This window comes from Streptomyces sp. NPDC056373 (genome assembly GCF_042262425.1).
Lineage (GTDB): Bacteria > Actinomycetota > Actinomycetes > Streptomycetales > Streptomycetaceae > Streptomyces.
In genome coordinates this window covers 106,676-131,880 of sequence record NZ_JBHJPX010000002.1, presented here as the reverse complement: position 1 = coordinate 131,880, position 25,205 = coordinate 106,676, and the positions used below count along the sequence as shown (strand labels likewise).

Annotated in this window: 26 protein-coding genes and 1 riboswitch; of the genes, 13 read left to right on the top strand and 13 right to left on the bottom strand. The window is 71.3% G+C overall.

Annotation, left to right across the window (positions count from 1 at the left end; all coding sequences use genetic code 11):
- Window positions 1–4: 4 nt before the first annotated feature.
- On the top strand, window positions 5–562 hold the full coding sequence (locus ACFCXS_RS04535; RefSeq protein ID WP_376641987.1) for a TetR/AcrR family transcriptional regulator: 558 nt from the start codon (window positions 5–7) through the stop codon (window positions 560–562).
- Window positions 563–698: 136 nt separating this feature from the next.
- Here ACFCXS_RS04535 and ACFCXS_RS04530 read toward each other — a convergent pair whose 3' ends face one another.
- On the bottom strand, window positions 699–1,271 hold the full coding sequence (locus ACFCXS_RS04530; protein ID WP_376641614.1) for a M23 family metallopeptidase: 573 nt from the start codon (window positions 1,269–1,271) through the stop codon (window positions 699–701).
- A gap of 274 nt (window positions 1,272–1,545) precedes the next feature.
- Here ACFCXS_RS04530 and rpsB point away from each other — a divergent pair, with 274 nt between their 5' ends.
- The 6 genes from rpsB (at window position 1,546) to ACFCXS_RS04500 (ending at window position 6,839) form a co-directional block, all read left to right on the top strand.
- The gene (gene rpsB, locus ACFCXS_RS04525) at window positions 1,546–2,457 is read left to right on the top strand and encodes a 30S ribosomal protein S2 (protein ID WP_376641613.1); all 912 of its coding nucleotides are present in this window, start codon (window positions 1,546–1,548) and stop codon (window positions 2,455–2,457) included.
- A gap of 175 nt (window positions 2,458–2,632) precedes the next feature.
- Window positions 2,633–3,469, top strand: coding sequence for a translation elongation factor Ts (gene tsf, locus ACFCXS_RS04520; protein WP_376641612.1), 837 nt, complete (start codon window positions 2,633–2,635; stop codon window positions 3,467–3,469).
- A 184-nt stretch (window positions 3,470–3,653) separates the two neighbouring features.
- The gene (pyrH, locus tag ACFCXS_RS04515) at window positions 3,654–4,409 is read left to right on the top strand and encodes a UMP kinase (RefSeq protein ID WP_376641611.1); all 756 of its coding nucleotides are present in this window, start codon (window positions 3,654–3,656) and stop codon (window positions 4,407–4,409) included.
- 166 nt (window positions 4,410–4,575) lie between these two features.
- Window positions 4,576–5,133: a ribosome recycling factor gene (gene frr, locus ACFCXS_RS04510; RefSeq protein ID WP_006136598.1), complete on the top strand. Its 558-nt coding sequence runs from the start codon at window positions 4,576–4,578 to the stop codon at window positions 5,131–5,133.
- On the top strand, window positions 5,133–6,260 hold the full coding sequence (locus tag ACFCXS_RS04505; RefSeq protein ID WP_376641610.1) for a phosphatidate cytidylyltransferase: 1,128 nt from the start codon (window positions 5,133–5,135) through the stop codon (window positions 6,258–6,260). The genes frr and ACFCXS_RS04505 overlap by 1 nt, the downstream gene beginning before the upstream one ends.
- A gap of 129 nt (window positions 6,261–6,389) precedes the next feature.
- Window positions 6,390–6,839 (top strand): SRPBCC family protein, encoded by a 450-nt coding sequence (locus ACFCXS_RS04500; RefSeq protein ID WP_376641609.1) that lies wholly within the window; start codon window positions 6,390–6,392, stop codon window positions 6,837–6,839.
- Between the two features lie 22 nt (window positions 6,840–6,861).
- Here the strand turns inward: ACFCXS_RS04500 and ACFCXS_RS04495 are convergent, their stop codons facing one another.
- On the bottom strand, window positions 6,862–7,017 hold the full coding sequence (locus ACFCXS_RS04495) for a hypothetical protein (RefSeq protein WP_376641608.1): 156 nt from the start codon (window positions 7,015–7,017) through the stop codon (window positions 6,862–6,864).
- 80 nt (window positions 7,018–7,097) lie between these two features.
- On the opposite strand from ACFCXS_RS04495, the gene ACFCXS_RS04490 reads away from it, so the two are divergent.
- Window positions 7,098–8,006, top strand: coding sequence for an acyl-CoA thioester hydrolase/BAAT C-terminal domain-containing protein (locus tag ACFCXS_RS04490; protein ID WP_376641607.1), 909 nt, complete (start codon window positions 7,098–7,100; stop codon window positions 8,004–8,006).
- Here ACFCXS_RS04490 and ACFCXS_RS04485 read toward each other — a convergent pair.
- Both ACFCXS_RS04485 and ACFCXS_RS04480 read right to left on the bottom strand, forming a co-directional pair.
- On the bottom strand, window positions 8,003–8,191 hold the full coding sequence (locus tag ACFCXS_RS04485; protein ID WP_376641606.1) for a hypothetical protein: 189 nt from the start codon (window positions 8,189–8,191) through the stop codon (window positions 8,003–8,005). The genes ACFCXS_RS04490 and ACFCXS_RS04485 overlap by 4 nt on opposite strands.
- A 211-nt stretch (window positions 8,192–8,402) precedes the next feature.
- Window positions 8,403–8,624 (bottom strand): hypothetical protein, encoded by a 222-nt coding sequence (locus tag ACFCXS_RS04480; protein ID WP_376641605.1) that lies wholly within the window; start codon window positions 8,622–8,624, stop codon window positions 8,403–8,405.
- 168 nt (window positions 8,625–8,792) lie between these two features.
- Between ACFCXS_RS04480 and rlmN the strand changes: the two genes are divergently transcribed.
- From rlmN to ACFCXS_RS04460, 4 genes are all read left to right on the top strand, one after another.
- Entirely contained in the window at window positions 8,793–9,899 is a 1,107-nt protein-coding gene (gene rlmN / locus ACFCXS_RS04475; protein ID WP_376641604.1) for a 23S rRNA (adenine(2503)-C(2))-methyltransferase RlmN, read from the top strand.
- Window positions 9,900–9,923: 24 nt separating this feature from the next.
- Window positions 9,924–10,030: riboswitch (TPP riboswitch) on the top strand.
- A 125-nt stretch (window positions 10,031–10,155) separates the two neighbouring features.
- A complete protein-coding gene (locus ACFCXS_RS04470; RefSeq protein WP_376641986.1) occupies window positions 10,156–11,193 on the top strand; it encodes a thiamine ABC transporter substrate binding subunit in 1,038 nt (345 codons plus the stop codon).
- Window positions 11,169–12,833: an ABC transporter permease gene (locus ACFCXS_RS04465; RefSeq protein WP_376641603.1), complete on the top strand. Its 1,665-nt coding sequence runs from the start codon at window positions 11,169–11,171 to the stop codon at window positions 12,831–12,833. The genes ACFCXS_RS04470 and ACFCXS_RS04465 overlap by 25 nt, the downstream gene beginning before the upstream one ends.
- Window positions 12,834–13,853 (top strand): ABC transporter ATP-binding protein, encoded by a 1,020-nt coding sequence (locus tag ACFCXS_RS04460; protein WP_376641602.1) that lies wholly within the window; start codon window positions 12,834–12,836, stop codon window positions 13,851–13,853.
- Window positions 13,854–14,125: 272 nt separating this feature from the next.
- On the opposite strand, the gene ACFCXS_RS04455 is transcribed toward ACFCXS_RS04460, so the two are convergent.
- From ACFCXS_RS04455 to ACFCXS_RS04425, 7 genes are all read right to left on the bottom strand, one after another.
- The gene (locus tag ACFCXS_RS04455; protein ID WP_376641601.1) at window positions 14,126–14,821 is read right to left on the bottom strand and encodes an LAETG motif-containing sortase-dependent surface protein; all 696 of its coding nucleotides are present in this window, start codon (window positions 14,819–14,821) and stop codon (window positions 14,126–14,128) included.
- A 145-nt stretch (window positions 14,822–14,966) separates the two neighbouring features.
- Window positions 14,967–16,088, bottom strand: coding sequence for an LOG family protein (locus ACFCXS_RS04450; protein WP_376641600.1), 1,122 nt, complete (start codon window positions 16,086–16,088; stop codon window positions 14,967–14,969).
- Window positions 16,089–16,112: 24 nt separating this feature from the next.
- Window positions 16,113–16,520, bottom strand: a complete 408-nt coding sequence (locus tag ACFCXS_RS04445; protein ID WP_376641599.1) for a VOC family protein — start codon at window positions 16,518–16,520, stop codon at window positions 16,113–16,115.
- A gap of 113 nt (window positions 16,521–16,633) precedes the next feature.
- The gene (locus tag ACFCXS_RS04440; protein ID WP_376641598.1) at window positions 16,634–18,319 is read right to left on the bottom strand and encodes a hypothetical protein; all 1,686 of its coding nucleotides are present in this window, start codon (window positions 18,317–18,319) and stop codon (window positions 16,634–16,636) included.
- Complete coding sequence (locus ACFCXS_RS04435; protein ID WP_376641597.1) at window positions 18,301–19,050, bottom strand: ABC transporter ATP-binding protein; 750 nt, start codon at window positions 19,048–19,050, stop codon at window positions 18,301–18,303. Before ACFCXS_RS04435 ends, ACFCXS_RS04440 begins: the two co-directional genes overlap by 19 nt.
- Before the next feature lie 206 nt (window positions 19,051–19,256).
- On the bottom strand, window positions 19,257–20,624 hold the full coding sequence (locus tag ACFCXS_RS04430; RefSeq protein ID WP_376641985.1) for an aspartate aminotransferase family protein: 1,368 nt from the start codon (window positions 20,622–20,624) through the stop codon (window positions 19,257–19,259).
- A 13-nt stretch (window positions 20,625–20,637) separates the two neighbouring features.
- The gene (locus ACFCXS_RS04425; RefSeq protein WP_376641596.1) at window positions 20,638–21,177 is read right to left on the bottom strand and encodes an Lrp/AsnC family transcriptional regulator; all 540 of its coding nucleotides are present in this window, start codon (window positions 21,175–21,177) and stop codon (window positions 20,638–20,640) included.
- A 164-nt stretch (window positions 21,178–21,341) separates the two neighbouring features.
- Here ACFCXS_RS04425 and ACFCXS_RS04420 point away from each other — a divergent pair, with 164 nt between their 5' ends.
- Window positions 21,342–22,781: a gamma-aminobutyraldehyde dehydrogenase gene (locus tag ACFCXS_RS04420; RefSeq protein WP_376641595.1), complete on the top strand. Its 1,440-nt coding sequence runs from the start codon at window positions 21,342–21,344 to the stop codon at window positions 22,779–22,781.
- A 60-nt stretch (window positions 22,782–22,841) separates the two neighbouring features.
- Here ACFCXS_RS04420 and ACFCXS_RS04415 read toward each other — a convergent pair whose 3' ends face one another.
- Together ACFCXS_RS04415 and ACFCXS_RS04410 are read right to left on the bottom strand one after the other, a co-directional pair.
- The gene (locus tag ACFCXS_RS04415; protein ID WP_376641594.1) at window positions 22,842–24,626 is read right to left on the bottom strand and encodes a zinc ribbon domain-containing protein; all 1,785 of its coding nucleotides are present in this window, start codon (window positions 24,624–24,626) and stop codon (window positions 22,842–22,844) included.
- Window positions 24,623–25,183, bottom strand: coding sequence for a phage tail protein (locus tag ACFCXS_RS04410; protein ID WP_376641593.1), 561 nt, complete (start codon window positions 25,181–25,183; stop codon window positions 24,623–24,625). Before ACFCXS_RS04410 ends, ACFCXS_RS04415 begins: the two co-directional genes overlap by 4 nt.
- Window positions 25,184–25,205: the final 22 nt, after the last annotated feature.

Below are 25,205 nucleotides of genomic sequence, written 5' to 3'. Positions count from 1 at the left end.
CTCCGTGGCCGAGCACCGGTCGATGCAGCGAGCCGCCCTGCTGGACGCGGCTCGTTCCTTGTTGTCCGAGGGCGGTACGGAGGCGCTGACCTTCCCGGCCCTCGCCGAGCGGACGGGCCTCGCGCGCTCGTCCGTCTACGAGTACTTCCGGTCGCGTGCGGCCGTGGTCGAGGAACTGTGCGAGGTCGACTTCCCGGTCTGGGCGGCGGACGTGTCGGCGGCGATGGAGCGGGCGCAGACGGCCGAGGCCAAGGTCGAGGCATATGTGCGGCAGCAGTTGGCGCTGGTCGGGGACCGGCGGCACCGGGCCGTGGTGGCGATCTCCGCGAGTGAACTCGACGCGGGGGCGCGGGAGAAGATCCGTGCGGCGCACGGCGGGCTGGTCGCGATCATCGTCGAGGCGCTGGGCGAGCTGGGGCTTGAGCAGCCCAGGCTGGCAGCGATGCTGCTGCAGGGCGTCGTGGACGCGGCCGTGCGCAGGATCGAACTGGGAGCGGCGGAGGACCCGGCGACCATCGCGGACGCGGCGGTATCCATGGCGCTGCGGGGTGTGCGGGGCTGAGCCGCGTCCGCGCCGGGCGGGCCCGTGTCGCCCGCGCGGGGCGTGCGGGGCTGAGTGGCATCCGCGCCGGGGCGGGTCCGTGCCGGCCGCAGGCTCGCCCGTGTCGCCCGCACGGCACGCCCCGCCCGGTCCCCGGCTACGACCAGACCGGCAGGAGCCGGGAGGGGCCTCGACGCAGCAGCCACGGCGGCAGCAGGTCCAGTGGGTTCAGATACGTCTCGCCCCTGCGCAGGCCCCAGTGCACACACGCAGCCGTGCAGTGCGAGCCGGTCGCGTCCACCGTGCCGATCACCTCGCCCGGTTCCGTCTCGTCGCCCTCGTCCACCGACGCCGTCACCGGTTCGTAGGTCGTGCGCAGAGGAGGGTCTCCGGTACCCGTCAGCTCCACCGAGACCACTCCCTTTCCGGCCACCCTGCCCGCGAAGGAGACCCGGCCCGCCGCCACCGCCCGCACCGGCGTTCCCGGTGCCGCCGCCAGGTCCACGCCCCGGTGGCCGCGGCCGTAGACCGTAGCCGGGGGCTCCCAGCCGCGCAGGACCGCAGGACGCAGGCCCACGGGCCATGTGCGGCCGACCGCCGGCACGGCGGGGTCCCCGAGGGGAGAGCCCGCCGCGAGCAGCCGCGGGGGCGGGGCCAGCAAGGCCCACGCCGTGAGGAGCAGCAGCAGGATCAGACGCGTACACACGCGGACACACCGGTTCACTCGCATGGGCAAAGCGTCCCGGGCCGTCACTTCTCGCGGCCCCCGGCTGTGGATCACCCGCGGGTTGTGGACAACGGCGTCACCCGGCACCCCGCGGGTCCCGTACACTTCTGATGGCGACCCGAGCCATCGGGTCGACTTCGCACGCCCCGATACGAACCCCGTCAACGGGCCCGTATCAGCGCCCCTCGGTCCCTCGTGGAACGGCGCGCAGTGGGCGTCAGGCGCGGAAGCCGTCCGGCATCCGCGGCACAACCGAGAAAATCAAGGAGATACGGCCATGGCCGTCGTCACGATGCGGGAGCTGCTGGAGAGCGGCGTCCACTTCGGTCACCAGACCCGTCGTTGGAACCCGAAGATGAAGCGCTTCATCTTCACGGAGCGCAACGGCATCTACATCATCGACCTGCTCCAGTCGCTGTCGTACATCGACCGCGCCTACGAGTTCGTCAAGGAGACCGTCGCCCACGGCGGCACGGTCATGTTCGTCGGCACGAAGAAGCAGGCGCAGGAGGCCATCGCGGAGCAGGCCACCCGCGTCGGCATGCCCTACGTCAACCAGCGCTGGCTGGGCGGCATGCTCACCAACTTCTCGACCGTCTACAAGCGTCTGCAGCGCCTCAAGGAGCTCGAGCAGATCGACTTCGAGGACGTCGCCGCGTCCGGTCTGACCAAGAAGGAGCTTCTCGTGCTCTCGCGCGAGAAGGCCAAGCTGGAGAAGACCCTCGGCGGTATCCGCGAGATGCAGAAGGTGCCCAGCGCCGTCTGGATCGTGGACACCAAGAAGGAGCACATCGCCGTTGGTGAGGCCCGGAAGCTGAACATCCCGGTCGTCGCGATCCTCGACACCAACTGCGACCCCGACGAGGTCGACTACAAGATCCCGGGCAACGACGACGCGATCCGCTCCGTCACCCTGCTCACCCGCGTCATCGCCGACGCCGTCGCCGAGGGCCTCATCGCCCGCAGCGGTGTCGCCACCGAAGGCAAGGGCGAGAAGGCCGCGGGCGAGCCGCTGGCCGAGTGGGAGCGCGACCTGCTCGAGGGCGAGAAGAAGGCCGACGAGGCTGCCGAGGCCGCCCCCGCCGCCGAGGCCGCCCCCGCCGCCGAGGCCGCTCCGGCCGAGGCCCCGGCCGCCGAGGCCGAGAAGCCGGCCGAGGACGACAAGCCGGCCGAGGCCGAGCAGGCCTGACCCCGTCAGTCCCGTGGTGACGGCGGGAGCGGCACCGCAACCAGCGCCCACCGGCGCGGTGAAGTCCGCTCCCGCCGTTCACCCGTAGGTCAGCGGAGGGACAGCACGCTCCTGCTCCATGGAGCGCATCCGCAGATCTTCGATCTTCCAGACTTCGAGAGAGATTCACAGACTCATGGCGAACTACACCGCCGCCGACGTCAAGAAGCTCCGTGAGCTCACGGGCGCCGGCATGATGGACTGCAAGAAGGCGCTGGACGAGGCCGAGGGCAACGTCGAGAAGGCCGTCGAGGCGCTCCGCATCAAGGGCCAGAAGGGCGTCGCCAAGCGCGAGGGCCGTTCCGCCGAGAACGGCGCCGTGGTCTCGATCATCGCCGACGACAACTCCTCCGGCGTCATCGTCGAGCTGAAGTGCGAGACGGACTTCGTCGCCAAGGGCGACAAGTTCCAGGCCGTCGCCAACCAGATCGCGCAGCACGTCGCCAAGACCTCCCCGGCCGACCTCGACGCCCTGCTCGCGTCCGAGATCGAGGCCGGCAAGACCGTCCAGGCGTTCGTCGACGAGGCCAACGCCAACCTGGGCGAGAAGATCGTCCTGGACCGCTTCGCGCAGTTCGCCGACGGTTACGTGACGGCGTACATGCACCGCACGATGCCCGACCTGCCCCCGCAGATCGGTGTCCTCGTCGAGCTGGACAAGCCGAACGCGGAGATCGCCAAGGGCGTCGCCCAGCACATCGCCGCCTTCGCGCCGAAGTACCTCTCCAAGGAGGACGTCCCGGCCGAGGTCGTCGAGTCCGAGCGCCGCGTCGCCGAGGAGACCACCCGCGCCGAGGGCAAGCCCGAGGCCGCCCTGCCGAAGATCGTCGAGGGTCGCCTCAACGGCTTCTTCAAGGACGCCACGCTGCTCGGCCAGCCGTACGCGCTGGACAACAAGAAGTCCGTCCAGAAGATCCTGGACGAGGCCGGTGTCACCCTGAAGCGCTTCTCGCGCATCAAGGTCGGCATCTGAGTCCGTACCGCGCTCGACGCCCGACCCCGATAGGGTCGACAGCAGTCGTCCGCGTACGCCGTCACACCAGTGGCGGACGACAGCAGATCTGACGAGGAGGCCATTGCCGTATGGGATGTGAAACACGCCCCACCGGCAATGGCCTTCTTGGTATGTGCAACACGTGAAAGAGGCGGGATCCCCCATGACCAAGGCCCAGAAGAGCGACGACGGCAAAGTGAGCGGCCGGTTTCTGCTGAAGCTGTCCGGAGAGGCCTTCTCCGGTGGCGGCGGCCTTGGCGTCGACCCCGACGTGGTGCACAAGATCGCCCGCGAGATCGCGGCCGTCGTACGCGACGGCGCGGAGATCGCGATCGTCATCGGCGGCGGCAACTTCTTCCGCGGCGCCGAACTCCAGCAGCGTGGCATGGACCGGGCGCGCTCCGACTACATGGGCATGCTCGGCACGGTCATGAACTGCCTCGCCCTCCAGGACTTCCTGGAGAAGGTCGGCGTGGACTGCCGGGTGCAGACCGCCATCACCATGGGCCAGGTCGCCGAGCCGTACATCCCGCTGCGCGCCGTGCGGCACCTGGAGAAGGGCCGCGTGGTCATCTTCGGCGCCGGAATGGGCATGCCGTACTTCTCCACCGACACCACCGCCGCCCAGCGCGCCCTGGAGATCGACGCCGAGGCGCTGCTCATGGGCAAGAACGGCGTGGACGGGGTCTATGACTCCGACCCCAAGACCAACCCGGACGCGGTGAAGTTCGATCACCTCGGATACGGCGAGGTCATCACGCGCGATCTCAAGGTCGCCGACGCCACGGCCGTGACCCTGTGCCGCGACAACAAGCTCCCGATCGTGGTCTTCGAGCTGCTGGCGGAGGGCAACATCGGACGTGCCGTCAAGGGTGAGAAGATCGGCACGCTGGTGGGGGACCCCGGCAGCCGGGACTGACACCCCGGGTACAACCCCGTCCGGGGGACGGACGGGACGGAGCCGGGCCGGGGGATGGACATTGTCCCGCCGGTCGGGAACCGTGCAGGAAGAAGACGCGACGCAGCCGGCCGCCGCCCCACATGGAACCGCAGCCGGGCCTACTCAAGACACGCAGGAGCAAGTGGTGATCGAAGAGACCCTCCTCGAGGCCGAGGAGAAGATGGAGAAGGCCGTCGTGGTCGCCAAGGAGGACTTCGCCGCGATCCGCACCGGCCGTGCGCACCCGGCGATGTTCAACAAGATCGTGGCGGATTACTACGGCGCGCCGACGCCGATCAACCAGCTGGCCTCGTTCTCCGTGCCCGAGCCGCGCATGGCCGTGGTGACCCCGTTCGACAAGAGCGCGCTGCGCAACATCGAGCAGGCGATCCGCGACTCCGACCTGGGCGTCAACCCGAGCAACGACGGCAACATCATCCGGGTGGTGTTCCCCGAGCTCACCGAGGAGCGCCGCCGCGAGTACATCAAGGTCGCCAAGGGCAAGGGCGAGGACGCGAAGATCTCGATCCGCTCCGTGCGCCGCAAGGCCAAGGAAGCCATCGACAAGCTGATCAAGGACGGCGAGGTCGGCGAGGACGAGGGCCGCCGTGCGGAGAAGGAGCTCGACGACACCACCGCGAAGTACGTGGCGCAGGTGGACGAGCTCCTGAAGCACAAGGAAGCGGAGCTGCTCGAGGTCTGATGAACGACTCTTCCTGGGGGGCGCCGCCGCAGGCCGGGTACTGGGGGCCCACCGACCAAGGGCATGGTCACGGGCACGTCCAGGGCCCGGGCCAGGGGCACGTCCGAGGGGCCGCCCCGGCGGGTCCCGCATACGATGCGTATGAAGCGCCTCAGACTCGCCCCATGCCCATCGTGCCCGACGTGACCGAATTCGGCGGTAACCAGGATGACGACCGGGGAGCTGCTCGGCCGAGCGGCACCCCGGTCCGAAACGACACGAATCCGGAGCCCATGCCCGACGCCTCGCAGCCGGCGCCCAAGCCGCCGAAGAAGAGCGCGGGCCGCGACCTGAGTGCCGCGATAGGGGTCGGTGTCGGGCTCGGCGTGGTGATCGTCGCCTCGCTGTTCGTCGTCAAGGCCGTGTTCGTCGGTGTCGTCGCGGTGGCCGTGGTGGTGGGCCTGTGGGAGCTGACCAAGCGGCTGGAGGAGCGCAAGGGCATCCGGGCGCCGATCGTGCCGCTCGCGCTCGGTGGTGCCGCGATGGTCGTCGCCGGGTACGTGCGGGGCGCCGAGGGCGCGTGGGTGGCGATGGCGCTCACGGCACTGGCTGTCCTGGTCTGGCGCATGACCGAACCGCCCGAGGGCTACCTGAGGGACGTCACCGCCGGTGTCTTCGCGGCGTTCTACGTGCCGTTCCTGGCGACCTTCGTCGCGATGATGCTGACCGCGGACGACGGACCGCAGCGGGTGCTCACCTTCCTGCTGCTGACAGTCGTCAGCGACACCGGGGCGTACGCCGTCGGCTGGCGGTTCGGCCGGCACAAGCTCGCCCCGCGCATCAGCCCCGGCAAGACCCGTGAGGGGCTGCTCGGCGCGGTCTCCTTCGCCATGGTCGCGGGGGCGCTGTGCATGCAGTTCCTCATCGACGACGGTGCCTGGTGGCAGGGACTGGTGCTGGGCTTCGCGGTCGCGGTCACCGCCACGCTGGGCGACCTCGGCGAGTCCATGATCAAGCGGGACCTCGGCATCAAGGACATGGGCACGCTGCTGCCGGGGCACGGCGGCATCATGGACCGGCTCGACTCGCTGCTGCCCACGGCTCCGGTGGTGTGGCTGCTGCTCGTGCTGTTCGTCGGGTCCGGCTGAGGCGTACTGCCGAGGCGTACTTCTGTCAGCGAGCCCCCGTCCTTGCGGTCGGGGGCTCGCTGCCGTCTCGGGGAGACGTCCGGGGGCCTGGAGTGGGACGATTCAGATGTATCTCCCAAGGAGGTCATCATGGCCATCATCCGAGAGAGCGTCGACGTCGAGCGCCGTCCGGAGGAGGTCTACGACTACGTCATGGACGCCCGTCGCATGCCGGAATGGCAGCTGAGCGCCGTCTCCGCGGAGCGCCTCGACGAGGGGCCCGTCGGTATCGGCTCGAAGGTCCGGGTGACCCGGCACGTCGGCCGTCGCGTCATGCCGATGACCATGGAGGTCACCGAGTACGACCCGCCGCACAGCTGGGGCATGCGCGGTGTCGACGGCCCTGTCCGGGCGCAGGTGCACGGTGAGGTCGAGCCCTACGACGAGGGCCGCCGCTCACACGTCACGATCGACATCGACTTCGAGGGCCACGGCATGGGAAAGGTCCTGGTCCCCCTCGTCGTACGCCCCCAGGTCCGCAAGGAACTCCCACGCAACGAGCAACTGCTCAAGGACCGGCTGGAGCAGGCGGCCGAGTAGGGTGCCCCCGCGGCGGCTCGGTTCAGCGCCGCCGGGGGAACTTCCAGCCGTTCTGCCGCAGCTGGAAGAGGACGAACGCGCCGCACAGCGCCCACACCGCGAGAAAGGCCCACTTGAACCACGGGGGGCCCTGCCATTTGTCCGCCAGCTGCACCGGTGCCGCGTAGAAGGACGTCATTGCTCGCGCGTGCCCGCAGGCTCGGACGGGAACACTCGGTTCCGCGGGGCTGGAGTGAGACCGGACGACAGGGGGAGCGCGTGGAGATCACCGAGCGGGAGCCGTCCGGTCCTTGGGAAGGCATGCTGGCCGCTCCGGTCCGTGGCAGTGACGTCGGTGTTCTGGTCCTCGCCGGATCCAGCGGACGCGTCGAGCGGGAGCGCGCGTGCATCCTTGCCCGGCAGGGCTTCACGGCCTTGGCGATCCGGTGGTTCGGAGGCCCCGGGCAATCCCCGGGGATCTGTGAGGTTCCCCTGGAGACCTTCACCGCCGCAGTCGGCTTGCTGCGACGGGGCGGAGCGCGGCGCATCGGTGTCCTCGGCGTCTCCAAGGGGGCCGAGGCGGCCCTGCTCACGGCGGTGCACGATCCCCGCGTGGACGTGGCCGTCGCGCTGTCGCCCACGTCCCGGGTGTGGTGCAACATCGGCGCAGGCCGTGACGGGGAGCACCGCCCGTACCGCTCGTCCTGGACCTGGCAGGAGCGGCCGCTCCCGTTCGCGCCCCTGGACGAGTCCTGGGCTCCCGCGCAACCGGGCAGCGGGCCTGTGGCCATCCGTGGTTGGTACGAACAGAGCGAGCGGGCCTTCGGCCGCTCGCTGCCGGATACGGAGATCCCCGTGGAGACGGCCAGAGCCGATCTTCTCCTGGTTGCGGGCGGCGATGACGCGATGTGGCCGTCGCTTCCCTTCGCTGAACAGCTGGTCCGGCGTCGGCGCGGGGCAGGGCGGACGGTGCGGCTGATCGCCCGCGACGACGCCGGCCACCGGCCACGTTTTCCCGGCGAGAGCCCGGCGCCGGCGTCCACCCACTTCGCGTACGGGGGCACCGCCGAAGCCGACGCACTCCTGGGCGAGGCTGCCTGGCCCCACATCCTCGACCTGCTCGGCAGCGACGGTCCCGGCCGACCGGCAACGGCCGACGCGGGACTCAGGTCTCCGGACAGACGCTAGTCATCCCCGCCGTCGGACTGGGTGCGGGAACTCCGGCTCGTGCTGCGGGCCAGTTCGCTGCCGAGCAGCGTCACCTTGGCCACCCCGCGTGCCCAGCGGGGGGCGTCGCCCCGGGCCGCCCAGAAGACGCAGACGCAGCCGCCGATGAGGAGCAGAACGACTACCGACAGTATGAGCACGAGCATGCTCGCCCCCCGCTTGTTGTGATGGTCCGCCCCATCATGTCAGGGGCACCTCACCTTCAGCTGCTCTCCAGGGCCACGGCTGCGCAGCCGGGCTCGCAGGAGCGGCTGGCGCGTCATCCGACGTCCGTCGGGTCGGGTGGCCGCTGGGCCCGCGCACGGCGCGGGTGCCACTGAACGCTCAGGTCCGGGAGCGGGGCGGGAAGGAGCGTGATCACGCGAACGGTGAGAGGCCCTTGCTCTCCAGATGGGCGAGCAACGAGTCCAGGCATGCATCTGGCGTGGCCAAGTCGGCACGGAAGAACGAGTCCTCGTCGAGCGGCCCACCGCTGACGATGACCATCCATGCCGCCCGTCGCTCGGCCATGCGGTCACCGTCGACCTTGAAGACGGTCGTGACGCCTTGCTCGGCCAGCCACTCCATCAGTTCGAGCATGTCCACTCGCACCCCTCCCGCAGCGATCATCCCATCGCCATGACGCGCGCCCCGGGCCGTCCCTGCGCCGTTCGAGGGCGGCCACCGCTGCAGCCGACCCCACAGGTGACCGCCCCCACCCCACTCCGGCCCGGATGGCCGGAGTTGATCTGCGACACTGGTACGGCCATGCCTAAGCCCGGAGAACTCACATTCGTCGCCCCCCGCGGAGCCAAGAAGCCGCCGCGGCATCTCGCCGATCTCACTCCTGCCGAGCGCAAGGAGGCCGTTGCCGCGGTCGGGGAGAAGCCGTTTCGTGCCAAGCAGCTCTCGCAGCACTACTTCGCGCGGTACGCGCATGACCCGGAGCAGTGGACGGACATTCCTGCCGGTGCCCGGGGGCGGCTGCAGGAAGCCCTGCTGCCCGAGCTGATGACCGTCGTGCGGCATCTGTCGACCGACCAGGGCACCACCCGCAAGACCCTGTGGCGGCTGTTCGACGGGACGCTCGTCGAGTCCGTGCTGATGCGCTACCCGGACCGCGTGACCATGTGCATCAGCTCGCAGGCCGGATGCGGCATGAACTGCCCGTTCTGTGCGACCGGGCAGGCGGGACTGGACCGGAATCTGTCCACCGCCGAGATCGTGCACCAGATCGTCGACGGTATGCGGGCGCTGCGGGACGGGGAGGTCCCCGGAGGCCCGGCGCGGCTCAGCAACATCGTCTTCATGGGCATGGGCGAGCCGCTCGCCAACTACAACCGGGTCGCCGGCGCCATCCGGCGGCTCACCGACCCCGAGCCCGACGGTGTGGGCCTCTCGCAGCGCGGCATCACCGTGTCGACGGTCGGGCTCGTCCCGGCCATCCACCGGTTCTCCGACGAGGGCTTCAAGTGCCGCCTCGCCATCTCGCTGCACGCGCCCGACGACGAGCTGCGCGACACCCTCGTGCCGGTGAACACCCGCTGGAAGGTCCGCGAGGTGCTGGACGCCGGCTTCGAGTACAGCGCCAAGTCGGGGCGGCGGCTGTCCATCGAGTACGCGCTGATCCGGGACATCAACGACCAGGCCTGGCGTGGTGACAGGCTCGGCCGGATGCTCAAGGGCCGGCCCGTGCACGTCAACCTCATCCCGCTGAACCCGACACCCGGGTCGAAGTGGACAGCCTCCCGGCCCGAGGACGAGAAGGCCTTTGTGGAGGCCATCGCCGCCCATGGTGTGCCGGTGACGATCCGGGACACCCGTGGTCAGGAGATCGACGGGGCATGTGGTCAGCTCGCCGCCACCGAACGGTAGTCTGACCGTCGTAAGTACATCTGCATATTCCGACAGGGGAGCGCCACAGCGCTGAGAGTGCGGCACACGGCCGCAGACCCTCCGAACCTCGCCCAGGTCATTCTGGGTAGGGAGATCGGTCACCACTCGAGCTGTTGCGCCCTGCCCGGGATCCCCAGAAGTCCCGGGCAGGGCCGCGTCTTCTCCTGGTCACCCCAGGAGGAATTCAGTGAGCAACAACAAGAAGCGACTGACGGCCGTCGTCGTCGGGCTCGGCATGGCCGGCACGCTCGCCGCGTGCGGCTCGTCCGACAGCGGCCAGGGGTCCGGCGACTCCAAGACGGTGACGCTCGTCAGCCACGACTCGTGGGCCGCGTCCAAGGACGTCATCGCGGCCTTCGAGAAGCAGTCCGGCTACAAGGTCGCCGTCCTGAAGGACGGCGACGCCGGGCAGGCCGTCAACAAGGCCATCCTCACCAAGGACAACCCGCAGGGCGACGTCTTCTTCGGCGTCGACAACACCCTGCTGTCCCGCGCCCTCGACAACGGCCTGTTCCAGTCGTACGAGACGAAGGGGTCCGGGCAGATCGAGGCCGAGTACCGGGTCGACCAGGACAAGCACCGGGTCACCCCCGTCGACACCGGCGACATCTGCGTCAACTACGACAAGAAGTACTTCGCCGACCACAAGCTGCAGCCGCCGCGGAGCTTCGGCGATCTCGTCAAGCCGCAGTACAAGAACCTGCTCGTCACCGAGAACGCCTCCGCCTCCTCGCCCGGCCTCGGCTTCCTGCTCGGCACCGCCGCCGCGTACGGCGACGGGGGCTGGGAGGGCTACTGGAAGAAGCTCAAGGCCAACGGCGTCAAGGTCGTCGACGGCTGGGAGCAGGCCTACAACGAGGAGTTCTCGGGGTCGGCCGGCGGCAAGAAGGCCAAGGGCGACCGGCCGCTCGTCGTGTCGTACGCCTCCTCGCCGCCCGCCGAGGTCGTCTACGCCGACCCCAAGCCGAGCACCGCCCCGACCGGCGTCGCCGAAGGCACCTGCTTCCGGCAGGTCGAGTACGCCGGGCTGCTCGCCAACGCCAAGAACACCAAGGGTGGCAAGGCGTTCCTGGACTTCCTCATCAGCAAGAGGTTCCAGGAGGACATGCCGCTCAACATGTTCGTGTACCCGGTGACCGAGGGCGCCAAGGTGCCGCCGGAGTTCGTGAAGTACGGGCCGCAGGCGAAGGACCCGGAGACCATGGACCCGGCGAAGATCGCCGACCACCGTGACCAGTGGGTCAAGTCGTGGACCTCACTCGTACTGAAGTAGCCGCCCGCAAGCGGGGCGCGGCGGCGCGGTTCGGTCTGCTGGCCGTGCCCGTCGCGTTCTTCGCGGTCTTCTTCGCCTACCCCGTCGCCGCGATCGTCGCGCGTGGCCTCAAGACCGGCGGGGCCTGGCACCTCGGGCGGATCGGGGAGGTGCTGGCGCAGTCCGACGTCCGGCACGTCCTGTGGTTCACCACCTGGCAGGCGGCGGTCTCCACCGCGCTCACGCTGCTCGTCGCGCTTCCTGGCGCGTACGTCTTCGCGCGCTTCGACTTCCCGGGCAAGCAGGTCCTGCGGGCGGTCGTGACCGTGCCGTTCGTGCTGCCGACGGTCGTCGTCGGTACGGCGTTCCTCGCGCTGGTCGGCCGGGGCGGGCTGCTCGACGAGCTGTGGGGCGTACGGCTGGACACCACCGTGTGGGCGATCCTGCTCGCGCACGTCTTCTTCAACTACGCGGTCGTCGTCCGGACGGTCGGCGGGCTCTGGGCGCAGCTCGACCCGCGGCAGGAAGAGGCCGCGCGGGTGCTCGGGGCGTCGCCGCCGAAGGCCTGGCGGCAGGTCACACTGCCCGCGCTCGCCCCCGCCGTGGCCGCCGCCACGCTGATGGTCTTCCTGTTCACCTTCACCTCCTTCGGTGTAGTGCAGATCCTCGGCGGGCCCACCTTCTCCACCCTGGAGGTGGAGATCTACCGGCAGACCTCGGAGATCTTCGACCTGTCGACCGCGGCCGTGCTGACGCTGATCCAGTTCGTCGCGGTGGGCGCGATCCTCGCCCTGCACGCCTGGACCGTGCGGCGGCGCGAGACCGCGCTGCGGCTGGTGGACGCCTCCCTGACCGCGCGCCGGCCGCGCGGCGCCGGGGAGTGGGCGCTGCTCGGCGGGGTACTTCTCACCGTGGCCGTGCTGCTCGTGCTGCCGCTGGCCGTGCTGGTCCAGCGCTCCCTGGGTGCGCCCGGCTTCGGCTACTACCGGGCGCTGACCCGCGAGGACGGGGGAGTGTTCCTGGTCCCGCCGATCGAGGCGATCGGCAACTCCCTGTCGTACGCCGTCGCCGCCACGCTGATCGCCGTGGTCATCGGCGGGCTCGCCGCGGTCGCGCTCACCCGCCGGGACGCCGGTCGGTTCGTGCGCGGCTTCGACGCGCTGCTGATGCTGCCGCTCGGGGTGTCCGCGGTGACCGTCGGCTTCGGGTTCCTGATCTCCCTCGACGAGCCGCCGCTGGATCTGCGGTCCTCGTGGATCCTCGTGCCGCTCGCACAGGCACTGGTCGGGGTGCCGTTCGTGGTCCGGACCATGCTGCCCGTGCTGCGGGCCGTGGACGTGCGGCTGCGGGAGGCGGCCTCGGTGCTCGGGGCCTCGCCCTGGCGGGTGTGGCGGGAGGTCGACCTGCCGATGGTGCGGCGGGCGCTGCTCATCGCGGCCGGGTTCGCCTTCGCCGTGTCCCTGGGGGAGTTCGGGGCGACGGTGTTCATCGCACGGCCCGACCGGCCGACGCTCCCGGTGGCCGTGGCGCGTTTGCTGGGCCGGCCGGGGGACCTCAACTACGGGCAGGCGATGGCCCTCTCGACGATTCTGATGGTGGTGTGCGCCGTGGCCCTGCTGGTGCTGGAGAAGCTCCGCTCGGACCGGACGGGGGAGTTCTAGATGCTGCTCAGCCTGGAGGGCGCGACGGTCCGTTTCGGCGGACGCGCCGTGCTGGACGCCGTCGACCTGGAGGTCGCCGAGCACGAGATCGTGTGCGTGCTCGGGCCCAGCGGCAGCGGCAAGTCGACGCTGCTGCGGGCGGTGGCCGGGTTGCAGCCCCTCGACTCCGGGCGGGTGGTGCTCGACGGCCGTGACCGGGCGGGCGTGCCCGCGCACCGGCGGGGCGTCGGCCTGATGTTCCAGGACCATCAGCTGTTCCCGCAGCGGGACGTTGCCGGGAACGTGGCGTTCGGACTGCGGATGCGTGGTGAGCCCAAGCGGCGACAGGCCGAGCGCGTCCAGGAGTTGCTGGACCTCGTGGGGCTGCCGGGCGCGGGCCGCCGGGCCGTCGCCGCGCTGTCCGGCGGGGAGCAGCAGCGGGTGGCGCTGGCCCGGGCCCTCGCGCCGAGCCCCCGGCTGCTGATGCTGGACGAACCGCTGGGGCAGCTCGACCGGTCGCTGCGGGAGCGGCTGGTCGTCGAACTGAAGGAACTGTTCGGCCGGTTGGGTACGACCGTGCTCGCCGTGACGCACGACCAGGGGGAGGCCTTCGCGCTGGCCGACCGGGTCGTCGTGATGCGGGACGGGCGGATCGCCCAGTCCGGCACGCCCCTCGAGGTGTGGCAGCGGCCCGCCGATGCCTTCGTCGCCCGCTTCCTCGGTTTCGAGAACGTGGTCGAGGCGACCGTCGGGACGGAGGCGGCGGACACGCCCTGGGGCAAGGTACCGGTGCCGGTGGGCGCCCCGCAGGGCACCCGCACCCTGCTGGTGCGGCCCGCCGGGGTACGCCTGGTGACCGCCGACACCGGCCTTCGCTGCACGGTGACCGCGCGCACCTTCAAAGGCACCCATGTCGCCCTCCACCTCCAGCCGCAGGACGCCCCGCGCCTGGAGGCGGCGTGCCCGCTGCGGGCGGCACCGGGAGTGGGGGACGAGGTCGGCGTGGACTTCGACGCGGCCGAAATCGTGGTGCTCGACTGATCGTCCCCGGCCCGGGGCGCGGGGCACGACGCCACTCACGCACGAGAGCTACTGCGACGAGATCGCCCACCAGGCAGCCCTGTTGAGGTCGGTGGTCACCTCCGGCACCGACCTGTCCGCGACGGTGCCGACCTGACGTGCAGCGCACGGTGCCGCACGACAGGGCGAGGGAACTGCGCGGTGCCGGTCGCAGAGCGGGCGACGTTCGGGTGAGACGGGACGTGGCCCGCCCCCGGGTCGGGGGACGGGCCACGTCGCGGTCTGCGCGGGCCTCAGCTGTCGCTGTTCGCTCCGCGGCGGCGCATGCCGAAGAACACCGCACCGCCACCGACGACGACCAGGGCCGCCGCGATGCCGGCGATGAGGCCGGTGTTGGAGTCGGCGCCGGTCTCGGCGAGGTTGGAGTCACCGGCCGGGGCGGGCGCGTTGCCCGCCGGTGAGCTGCTCTGGCTCTCCGAGGGCTCCGGAGCCGGGCTCTCGCTCTCCTCGGCGGGCTTGGACGGGGACGCCGACGGGGTCGGGGTCGGGGTCGCCGGGGGAGTCGAAGCCGGGGGCTCCTCCTCCTTCTTGCAGGCCGTGGCCGGGGTGACGAGGTTCGGCTTGATGTCCTCGTCGACGTAGGAGGACGCCTTGACGTGGATGCGGTACTCGGCGTTCGCCTTCCAGTCGTCGGCGAAGGTGATGGTGGTGCCTTCGCGCGAGCCCTTGACGACCTGCTCGCCGACCTTCTTCGCGTCGGCGCCGTTGTTCTGCAGGTAGACGGTGACCGTCGCCGGGATGCCGGCGGGGTCCACGTCGGTGACCGTGATGACGCCCTTGTCGCCGTCGCACTTCGCCTCGGCGGAGAACTCGCTGATGTTGCAGGCGAGCGCGTTGCCGGCGGTGCCGAGCGCGAGCGCGGCCGAGGCGGAGACGATGCCGAGGATGCGCACGGCGCGTGCGCGGCGGGATACGGACAGAACTGCCACGTTTGTCCTTACAAGATTGCAGATGCGGGGGGCTGAGGCAGTGTTGACTGGGCATCAGCACTACCGTGAGGCTCACAGGTCTATAAGCGGCGCATAAGTAGTGTCAACGCATATGCAGCCTGCAAGCACTTGCTTTGCCTTCTTATTAACCGCCGAGACGTTTCAACGCCTCGGGCGCCTCCTCGATCCGCTCGACCAGCGCGATCCGCGCCTCCATCGCGCGCTCCCCGGCCAGCGACCGGAGCAGCGGCCACGCGGGCAGCCTCTCCGTCCAGTGCACCCGGTTCACCAGCACCATCGGCGTGGGTTCGCCGCGCGACTCGTAGTAGTTGGGCGTCGCGTTGTCAAAGATCTCCTGCACGGTCCCGGCGGCGCCCGGCAGGAAGACCACACCCGCGTTGGACCGGGCCAGCAGGCCGTCCTCGCGGGTGGCGTTGGAGAAGTACTTGGCGATGTGGGAGGCGAAGGCGTTCGGCGGCTCGTGGCCGTAGAACCAGGTCGGGATGCCGACCGAACGGCCGCCCTGCGGCCAGCGGGTGCGTATCTCGAAGGCGGCTGCGGCCCACTGGGTGATCGAAGGGGTGAAGTGCGGTGCCTTGCCCAGCAGTTCCAGCGACTCGGTGAGCATCTCGTCGTCGAAGGGGGCGGCGTACGCGCCGAGGTTGGCCGCCTCCATGGCGCCCGGGCCGCCACCGGTGGCGATCGTGAAGCCGGCCCGGGCCAGCTCCCGGCCCAGCCGTGCGGCGCCCGCGTACTCCTCGGTGCCGCGGGCCATCGCGTGACCGCCCATCACCCCCACGACCCGGGCGCCGGACAGGAGTTCGTCGAGTGCGTCCGACACGGAGTCGTCGTGGATCGAGCGCAGCATGGACGCGTAGATGTCGCGGTCCGTCTTCGTGCGCTGGAACCAGGCGTAGGCAAGGGCGTCGGGCGTGGCCTCGTAGCCGTCGGCCAGCGACGCGAAGAGTTCGTCGGGCGAGTAGACCAGGCCGCGGTACGGGTCGAACGGCAGGCCCGGGACCGGAGGGAAGACCAGGGCGCCGTCGCCGCGGATCTTCGCGGCCGCGTCCTCGCGCATCGCGCAGCCGAGGAAGACCGCGCCCGCCGTGTCGTGGGTGAGCAGTTCGCGCGTACGGTCCGTCAGATCGACTGCCTGGACGCGGTGTCCGGCGAGGGTGCCGCGCGCCGAGACGGTTGCGTCGAACTCCTCGAGGGTCTCTATCTCACGGTCGTCGTGGTGGGCCGCATGGGCGGGCATCGTCTGCACCCGCCCATGCTAGGCGGCACGCCGTCAGCCCTGGAGGGCCGCGGGGTCCATCCACACGACCTCGAAGGTGTGGCCGTCCACGTCGTCGAAGGCGCGGCCGTACATGAAGCCGTGGTCCTGGGTCTCGCCCGAGACGGAACCGCCCGCCGCGACCGCCTTGTCGACCAGCTCGTCGACCTTCTCGCGGCTCTCGGCGCTCAGCGCGATCAGCACTTCGCTGGTTCTCGTCGAGTCCGCGATCTCCTTCTTGGTGAACTGGAGGTACTTCTCCTTGGTGTGCACCATGACCACGATGGTGTCGCTGATCACGACCGAGGCGGTCGTGTCGTCGCTGAACTGCTCGTTGATCGTGAAGCCCAGCTCCGTGAAGAACTTCTTCGAGGCGCCGAGGTCGCCGGTGTGCAGGTTCACGAAGATCATCTGCTGGTACATGCGGGGTCTCTCCCATCAAGTCCGTGTGGTTACGCGGGGACAGACCGGGGGCCGGCCCGGAACTCATCGCCCCGCGGAGTTTTTTTCGTACGGGCCTTCCGGCGAGGGCCGGCTCAGCGCGCCAGGGGCAGCGCGGCCAGTTCCGCGACCGTCAGGGTGAGGGGAGCGAACAGGGCGAGCAGGGCGCCCGCGCGCAGGGCGGCGGCGCTGCGCAGCAACGTGGCCGGGGCGCCGAGCCGCAGCAGCGCGGCCGTGGTGCCGGCGCGGGCCTGCCGGGCCTCGACGGCGGCCGTCAGGAGCGTCGCCGTGGTGCATCCGGTCACGAGGAGCACGCCGAGGGTGGTGAGCGGACCGAGCGCGAGCCCGTCCGGAGCGTGCAGCAGCGCCATCGCCCACGCGGCGGACATGACCGCGCAGACGACACCCAGGGGGCGCCCGATGCGGACGCACTCCGCCATGAGGATGCGGCCGGCCAGGAGCCGCCGGGCGCCTGGGCGGGCCGACTGGAGCAGCCGTCCGCACAGGTGCGTCAGGCCCGGACCGGCCAGGGCCAGGCCGACGACGGCCAGCGCCCAGCCCGCCATCACGCCGGGGGAGGCACCGGAGAAGGACAGGTCGGGGGGCGTGGGGGCGGTACGGCTGGTGTAGCTCTCCACGGCCAGGCCCGCGGCCAGCACGGTGATGCCCCAGGGGAGACCGGAGGGGGCGGCGATGGTGTCCGGCAGGGCCGCGTCGGGGGCGCTGAAATCGTCGGGGGTGCCGGGGGCCGCGGCAGGTGGGCCCTGGTGCCTCGCCAGGGCCCCGGCGGGGCTGATGGCTCCTGCCGCGTCCGGTTCCGCCGCGCGGGGGCTGAGCCACTGGGCGGGATCGCCGGCCGGGGCACTCGCGGCCGCTGCCTCCGGTGAGGCCGGCCGGGGGGCCGCGGAGGGCCGGGCCGGGTCGGAGGGGTTGCCGCCGTCCGTCTCCGGGGTGGCCGGCTCGGCCGGTCCGCCGAGCGTGTGGCCCGGCACCCGGGCCACGGACCCCGCCACCGCGCTCACCGTCCCGCCGTGTTCCGCGAGCGCGCTCACCGCCCCGGAGCCCGGCACCGCCGCCGGGGCCGGCTCGCTCGTCCGGGCCGCCGGTGGGCCGCTCTTCGCGGCGGGCCCGGTGACGGAGCCGCCCGTGGGCCGGACGATCTGCCGGCCGAACCGGCCGTAGGCCCCGAACGTCTCGCGGGTGGGGGTGCGCCGGTACGCGCCGAAGCGGCCGTACGTCCGGGTGGCCGACCGTGGGCCGGTCGGCCCTGCCTCGCGTGGCCGCAGGGCCAGGGCCACCGCCACCGACGCGCCGACGGGCACGAGTGACAGCAGCGTCAGGGCGGCCGGCAGCGGCAAGGGCAGACCCGCGGCGAGGGAATCGGCGGCGGCGCCGTCGAACGGCATGCCCGTCAGGTCGCCCCGCAGGTGCAGGAAGACGAGCAGGGCCAGCATCGAGCCGAGCGTGCAGGACAGCGCCGTCGTCGTCGCCGAGACGGCCATCATGCGCACCGGGCCGAGACCGATCGCCGAGAGCGCGGCGCGGGGCTTGGTGCCGGGATCGGTACGGGCGACCGCGAGCGCGAAGTACACGGTGGCGGCCAGTGGGGCCGCGCACCAGGCCAGTCGCAGCGCGGCGGAACCGGGGGAGCCGGGGTGGCCCATCGCGTAGCCGAGGGCGCAGAGCAACAGGAAGCCCGTGCCCGCCGAGGCCGCCGCCACCAGGAGACGGCGCAGCTGGACGGCCGGGTGGGCGCCGCGGGTCAGACGGAGAGCGAGCACGCCGCCCGGCCTTCCGGCTCGCTGGTCTCGGGGACCGGCGGGAGGTGCACCGTCTGCACGCGCCGCCCGTCGAGCAGGGAGACCGTGCGGTCGGCGAGGGCCGCGGTGTCCGCGTCGTGGGTGGCCAGGACGACGGTGATGCGGTGGGAGCGGGCCGCGGTGGTGAGGGTGCGCAGCACCTGGGCGCGGTCGGCGCGGTGCAGGGGCGCCGTGGGCTCGTCGGCGAACAGCACCGAGGGCGCGGGGGCCAGCGCGCGGGCGATGCAGACCCGCTGCCGCTCGGCCTGGACCAGCTGGCGCGGGCGCTTGCGGGCGCTCTCGCCGATGTCCAGTCGCTCCAGCCACTCCAGGGCCGCCTTCTTGGCGCGGCGCCGGCTGGTGCCGCGCAGCATCAGCGGCAGGGCGGTGTTCTCCCAGGCGTTGAGCTCCGGGACGAGGGAGGGCGCCGGGTCGATCCAGCCGAAGCGGTCGCGGCGCAACCGTTCACGGGTGAGGGGGCCCATGGTGTGCACGGGCACGCTGTTGAACCAGACCTCGCCGCGCCGGACGGGCACCAGGCCGGACAGGCACCGCAGCAGGGTCGTCTTGCCGCTGCCGCGCGGGCCGCTCAGGGCGAGGATCTCGCCCTCGCGCACCCCGAGCGAGACGCCGCAGAGCGCGGGCGAGCCGTCGTCGTGCTGGAAGTGCAGGGCGCGTGCCCAGAGCACGTCGTTGTCCGGCGGGGCCTCCATGCGCGTACACCTCGGTTCAGATCCGTAGTTCCCGTGCCATCCCCCGTGCGGGGGAACGAAGGCGGGGCCGATCGGTCACTGGGCACGCTAGGCAGAAGGCGGCGGGACGCCGGACAGCACGCGGCCCCGGGCCGCCGTTTCTCACTCGAACGGGCGGCACCGGGGCCGGTGTTGATCATCCAGGCAGACGATCGGAGCGACAGCCGTCAGAGCTTCGTCCACGCCTCCGTGAGGGTGGCGCGCAGGATCTGCTCGATCTCGTCGAAGGTCTCCTGGTTCGAGATCAGCGGCGGGGCGAGCTGGACGACCGGGTCGCCGCGGTCGTCGGCACGGCAGTACAGGCCGTTGTCGTACAGCGCCTTGGACAGGAAGCCGTACAGGACGCGCTCGGTCTCCTCCTCGTCGAAGGACTCCTTGGTGTGCTTGTCCTTCACGAGCTCGATGCCGTAGAAGAAGCCGTTGCCGCGGACGTCGCCGACGATCGGCAGGTCGTGGAGCTTCTCCAGGGTGGAGCGGAAGTTGCCCTCGTTGTCCAGGACGTGCTGGTTGAGGTTCTCGCGCTCGAACAGGTCGAGGTTGGCGAGACCCACCGCGGCGGAGACCGGGTGGCCGCCGAAGGTGTAGCCGTGCAGGAAGGTGTTGTCGCCCTTGTAGAACGGCTCGGCCAGGCGGTCGGAGATGATGCAGGCGCCGATCGGGGAGTAGCCCGAGGTCATGCCCTTGGCGCAGGTGATCATGTCCGGGACGTAGTCGAACTTGTCGCAGGCGAACATGGTGCCCAGGCGGCCGAAGGCGCAGATGACCTCGTCCGAGACGAGCAGGACGTCGTGGCGGTCGCAGATCTCGCGGACCCGCTGGAAGTAGCCGGGCGGGGGCGGGAAGCAGCCGCCCGCGTTCTGCACCGGCTCCAGGAAGACGGCCGCGACGGTGTCGGGGCCCTCGAAGAGGATCTGCTGCTCGATCTGGTCGGCGGCCCAGCGGCCGAAGGCCTCCGGGTCGTCGCCGAACAGCGGGGCGCGGTAGATGTTGGTGTTCGGGACCTTGTGCGCGCCGGGGACCAGCGGCTCGAAGGGGGCCTTCAGGCCCGGCAGGCCGGTGATCGACAGGGCGCCCTGCGGGGTGCCGTGGTAGGCGACCGCGCGGGAGATCACCTTGTGCTTGGTGGGCTTGCCGACCAGCTTGAAGTACTGCTTGGCGAGCTTCCAGGCGGTCTCCACCGCCTCACCGCCGCCGGTGGTGAAGAAGACCTTGTTCAGGTCGCCCGGGGCGTGGTGGGCGAGGCGCTCGGCCAGCTCGACGGCCTTGGGGTGGGCGTAGGACCACACCGGGAAGAACGCGAGCTCCTGCGCCTGCTTGAAGGCGGTCTCGGCGAGCTCGACCCTGCCGTGCCCGGCCTGCACCACGAAGAGGCCGGCGAGGCCGTCCAGGTAGCGCTTGCCCTTGTCGTCGTAGATGTAGGTGCCCTCGCCCCGCACGATCGTGGGGACGGGGGCCTTCTCGTACGACGACATGCGCGTGAAGTGCATCCACAGGTGGTCGTACGCGGACTGGGAGAGGTCCTTGCTCACGGCTATCGGGTCCTCACGGTTATCGGGTTCCCCACATGTAGGTCTGCTTCTTGAGCTTGAGGTAGACGAAGCTCTCGGTGGAGCGCACTCCGGGCACGGCCCGGATGCGTTTGTTGATGACGTCGAGGAGGTGGTCGTCGTCCTCGCAGACGATCTCCACCATCAGGTCGAAGGAGCCCGCGGTCATCACCACGTACTCGCACTCGGACATGGCCGACAGCGCGTCCGCGACCGACTCCACGTCGCCCTCGACGTTGACGCCGACCATCGCCTGTCTGCGGAAGCCCACGGTGAGCGGGTCCGTGACGGCGACGATCTGCATCACGCCCTGGTCGAGCAGTTTCTGGACGCGCTGGCGCACGGCCGCCTCCGACAGGCCCACGGCCTTGCCGATGGCGGCGTACGGCCGGCGGCCGTCCTCCTGGAGCTGCTCGATGATGGCGAGGGAGACGGCGTCCAGCTGCGGCGAGCTGCCGTTCCTGGACTCGCGGGAGGGCTCGCGGGACTCCCGCGAGCCCTTCTGTTCTGCGCTTCGACTGGCCACGGGGTCACTGTGCACGAGGTCTCGACACTTCCGCAAGCCTGGATCGATGAAATTCGTTGTTTCAGTCCTTCAGTCCTGCGGATTCCGCACGATCGAAGGGAGTGGGGGTGTTGAAAACGTGGGTCGGCCGACTAGGGTGGGTGTCTCAAGTACTGGACATCCGAACTGGAGGGCCGGCAGTGAGCACCGAGCTTCGTCGTCTGCGCAACTACATCGGCGGTGAGTTCCGGGACGCCGCCGACGGACGGACCACCGAGGTGGTCAATCCCGCGACGGGTGATGCGTATGCGACCGCTCCGCTGTCCGGGCAGGCGGACGTGGACGCGGCGATGGCGGCGGCCGCCGAGGCCTTTCCCGGCTGGCGCGACACCACGCCCGCGGAGCGGCAGAAGGCCCTGCTGAAGATCGCGGACGCCTTCGAGGAGCGCGCCGAGGAGCTGATCGCGGCCGAGGTGGAGAACACGGGCAAGCCCATCGGGCTGACCCGCTCCGAGGAGATCCCGCCGATGGTCGACCAGATCCGCTTCTTCGCGGGCGCGGCGCGGATGCTGGAGGGCCGCTCGGCCGGTGAGTACATGGAGGGCCTGACCTCCATCGTGCGCCGGGAGCCGGTCGGCGTCTGCGCGCAGGTCGCGCCGTGGAACTACCCGATGATGATGGCCGTGTGGAAGTTCGCCCCGGCGATCGCGGCGGGCAACACCGTCGTCCTGAAGCCGTCCGACACCACCCCGGCCTCGACGGTCCTCATGGCCGAGATCATCGGCTCGATCGTCCCCAAGGGCGTCTTCAACGTCATCTGCGGCGACCGCGACACCGGTCGCCTGATGGTCGAGCACGACACCCCGGCGATGGCCTCCATCACCGGTTCCGTGCGCGCCGGCATCCAGGTCGCCGAGTCCGCCGCCAAGGACGTCAAGCGCGTCCACCTGGAGCTGGGCGGCAAGGCCCCGGTCGTGGTCTTCGAGGACACCGACATCGCCAAGGCCGTCGAGGACATCTCCGTCGCCGGCTACTTCAACGCCGGCCAGGACTGTACGGCCGCCACCCGTGTGCTCGTGCACGAGTCCATCCACGACGAGTTCGTCTCCGCGCTGGCCAAGGCCGCCTCCGAGACGAAGACCGGGCAGCCGGACGACGAGGACGTGCTGTTCGGCCCGCTCAACAACCCCAACCAGCTCAAGCAGGTCGAGGGCTTCATCGACCGGCTGCCCGCGCACGCGCGCGTGGAGGCCGGCGGCAAGCGGGTCGGCGACAAGGGCTACTTCTACGCGCCGACCGTCGTCTCGGGCCTCAAGCAGACCGACGAGATCATCCAGCAGGAGGTCTTCGGCCCGGTCATCACCGTGCAGTCCTTCTCCGACGAGGAGCAGGCCGTCGAGTGGGCCAACGGCGTCGAGTACGCGCTGGCCTCCTCCGTGTGGACCAAGGACCACGGCCGTGCCATGCGGATGTCGAAGAAGCTCGACTTCGGCTGTGTGTGGATCAACACCCACATCCCGCTGGTCGCCGAGATGCCGCACGGCGGCTTCAAGAAGTCCGGCTACGGCAAGGACCTCTCGGGTTACGGCTTCGACGACTACACGCGCATCAAGCACGTGATGACGTCGCTGGACGCGTAAGCGGGACGGACACGACCGAGCGGCCCCGGACGGCTGGTTCCGTCCGGGGCCGCGGCGTGCTCAGGTGCCGTTGGCGCTGGACGGGCCGAAGAACTCGATCTCCGCGATGGCGACCTGCTTCTCCGCCGAGGTGCCGTAGGCGGAGTCGATGGTGAAGCGGACGGCGGTGACCTCTCCGACGCGGAAGGCACGCCGCTGCGGGCCCGCGCCCTGGTCGAGGGTCAGCCGACGGGTCGTGGTTTTGCCGTCCGCGCCGGTGATGGTGGCGGTGAGCCGGTGCGGAAGCGCCGACTTCGTGAGTTCGTCGGCGCGGGTGGACGTGCCCGGCGTGATGATCAGGTCAAGCAGCCGGGTGGGCTGGTCGAAACGGGCCTCGATGTACTGGCCCCGGCCCGTCTCGGACACGCCCGGCCCCCACCAGCTGTCGTTGACCTTGTCGAAGGCCAGCTCCGGCTTGTGGCCGGGGTAGGAGCGCGAGGCGCTGTAGCGGTCCGGGGAGACCGGGGCGCGCTTGGCGAAGTGGTCCCGGGTGGCCTGGATGCCCTGCGGGATGTTGACCGCCAGGGCGATCAGCAGCGCCAGGACGATTCCGATGCCCAGCCAGGACAGGACCCGGTCGAAGGTGCGGCGCAGCCGGGGGCGGTCGCCCGCCCAGGGCGTTTCCCGGCTGCCGAACGGGCCGAGCCGCCGCCACCAGGGCAGCCGGGCCGGGGCGGGTCCGTCACCGGCCATGGGCATCGCACATCGCGCGCAGAAGTGCCGCTCGGGGCGGTTGCGCGTGGCGCACCAGGGGCAGGGCGCGCCGCCGTCGACACCGTGCTCCTCGCCGGGGGCCCGGACGGACTCGGGACGCCGGGGGGTGGGCCGGCCGGGCAGGACGGGGGCGACGGAGGGCTCGGCGACGGGGCGGGGTTCGGCGTCGGTGACCGGGACGAGGAGCCGGCGGGCCCGGGTGTTGATGCCCTGGGTGCTGGACGGGTCCGGGTCCTGGGCGGCCGGGGGGACGGGTTCGGTGGGGGCGGTGTCGTCCGGGGCCGGGCGGGCTGTGGCGGGCGGTCGGCTCGGGTCGCCGAAGGGTGCGCCGTGGTGGTCCGCGGGTCGGGAGGGGGCGGTGCCGGGCTCCGGGTGCTGTGCGGCCCGGGCGCCGGCGGCATCTTCCTCCGGGGCGGTGCCGGTGGCGGTGGCGGGGGCGGGGGTGGCGGGGGTTCGCGTGGCGGGGGCGGCCTGTGGTGCGTTGCCGGTGACGGCTTGGTCCCGGGCCGTGCGGGGAAGGCCGGCGGCTCCGTCCGGGCCGGAGAACGCGTCCCGGCCGGGGTGCGCGTCGGCGTGAGCGGCTGTGGCGGCCGTGCCCGGTGAGGGCGGCGTGGCGGACGCCCCGCCCGCGTCGCCGCCGGGGGCACCGGACGGGCCGTGGGTTGCGACGCTGCTTGCGGCACCGGACACGCCGTGGGGCCGGGCGTTGCCGGTGGTGCCGGGAGCGCCGGTGGCCGCGGTGACATGTGCGGCACCGGACGTGCTGCTGTGTGGGACACCGGACGTGCTGCCGGTCGTGGCGCCGTGCGCGGTACCGGGCGTGCTGCCGGTGGTGGCGCCGTGCGCGGTACCGGGCGTGCTGCCGGTGGTGGCGCCGTGCGCGGTACCGGGCGTGCTGCCGGTCGTGGCGCCGTGCGCGGCGTCGGACGGGCCGCGGGCCGGGGCGCTGCCGGGAGCACCTGATGAGCCGCCGGTTCCGGTGCTTGCGGCGGCGCCGTCCGTCCAGCTCAGTACGGACCCGCATGCGTCGCAGAACGACTGGCCCGGTTGCGCGCGGGTGCCGCAGTCGGCGCATTTCTGGGGGGTCGTCATGGGTGCGGGGTCCTCTCGGGGGTGGCGGTCACCTGGACGGTGTAGGGCATGTGGGCGGGGCGGGCGGCGGACACGAGGGTGTCCAGGCGGTGCCGGTCCGCGGTGGTGGGGGCGGGCAGGCGCAGGTGGACGTGGAGGCGGGGGCGCGGGTCGCCGGGGAAAGGGCCCAGCGGGCGGGCGTTCCACGACGCGCCGCCGCTCTCCGTGATCTCGGGCTCCACGCCGAACGCCAGCCGGACCGCCTCGGACAGCCCGAGCCGGGTGCCGCGGATGCGGTGCAGATACGCGGCGGCGGCCACGGCTGCCCGCAGCAGCGCCTCGGGCTCGTCGCCGTCGGTCTCCGCACCGACCCAGCCGCCCAGCCACTGCGTGAAGTCGAGCGGCGCGAGGGACGGGCGGAAGTAGGTGTCGAGACTGTCCAGCACGCCCAGGATCGGGGCGAGAACGTCGTCGAGCCCGCCCACGAACCGCTGGGCCAGGTCGTCGTCGGCGAACACGGCGGGCAGCATCACGCCGATCGGCGCGGGGGACCCGAGGCCGTCGATGGAGCCCCTCATGCGCTGCTCCCCGTCAGGATCC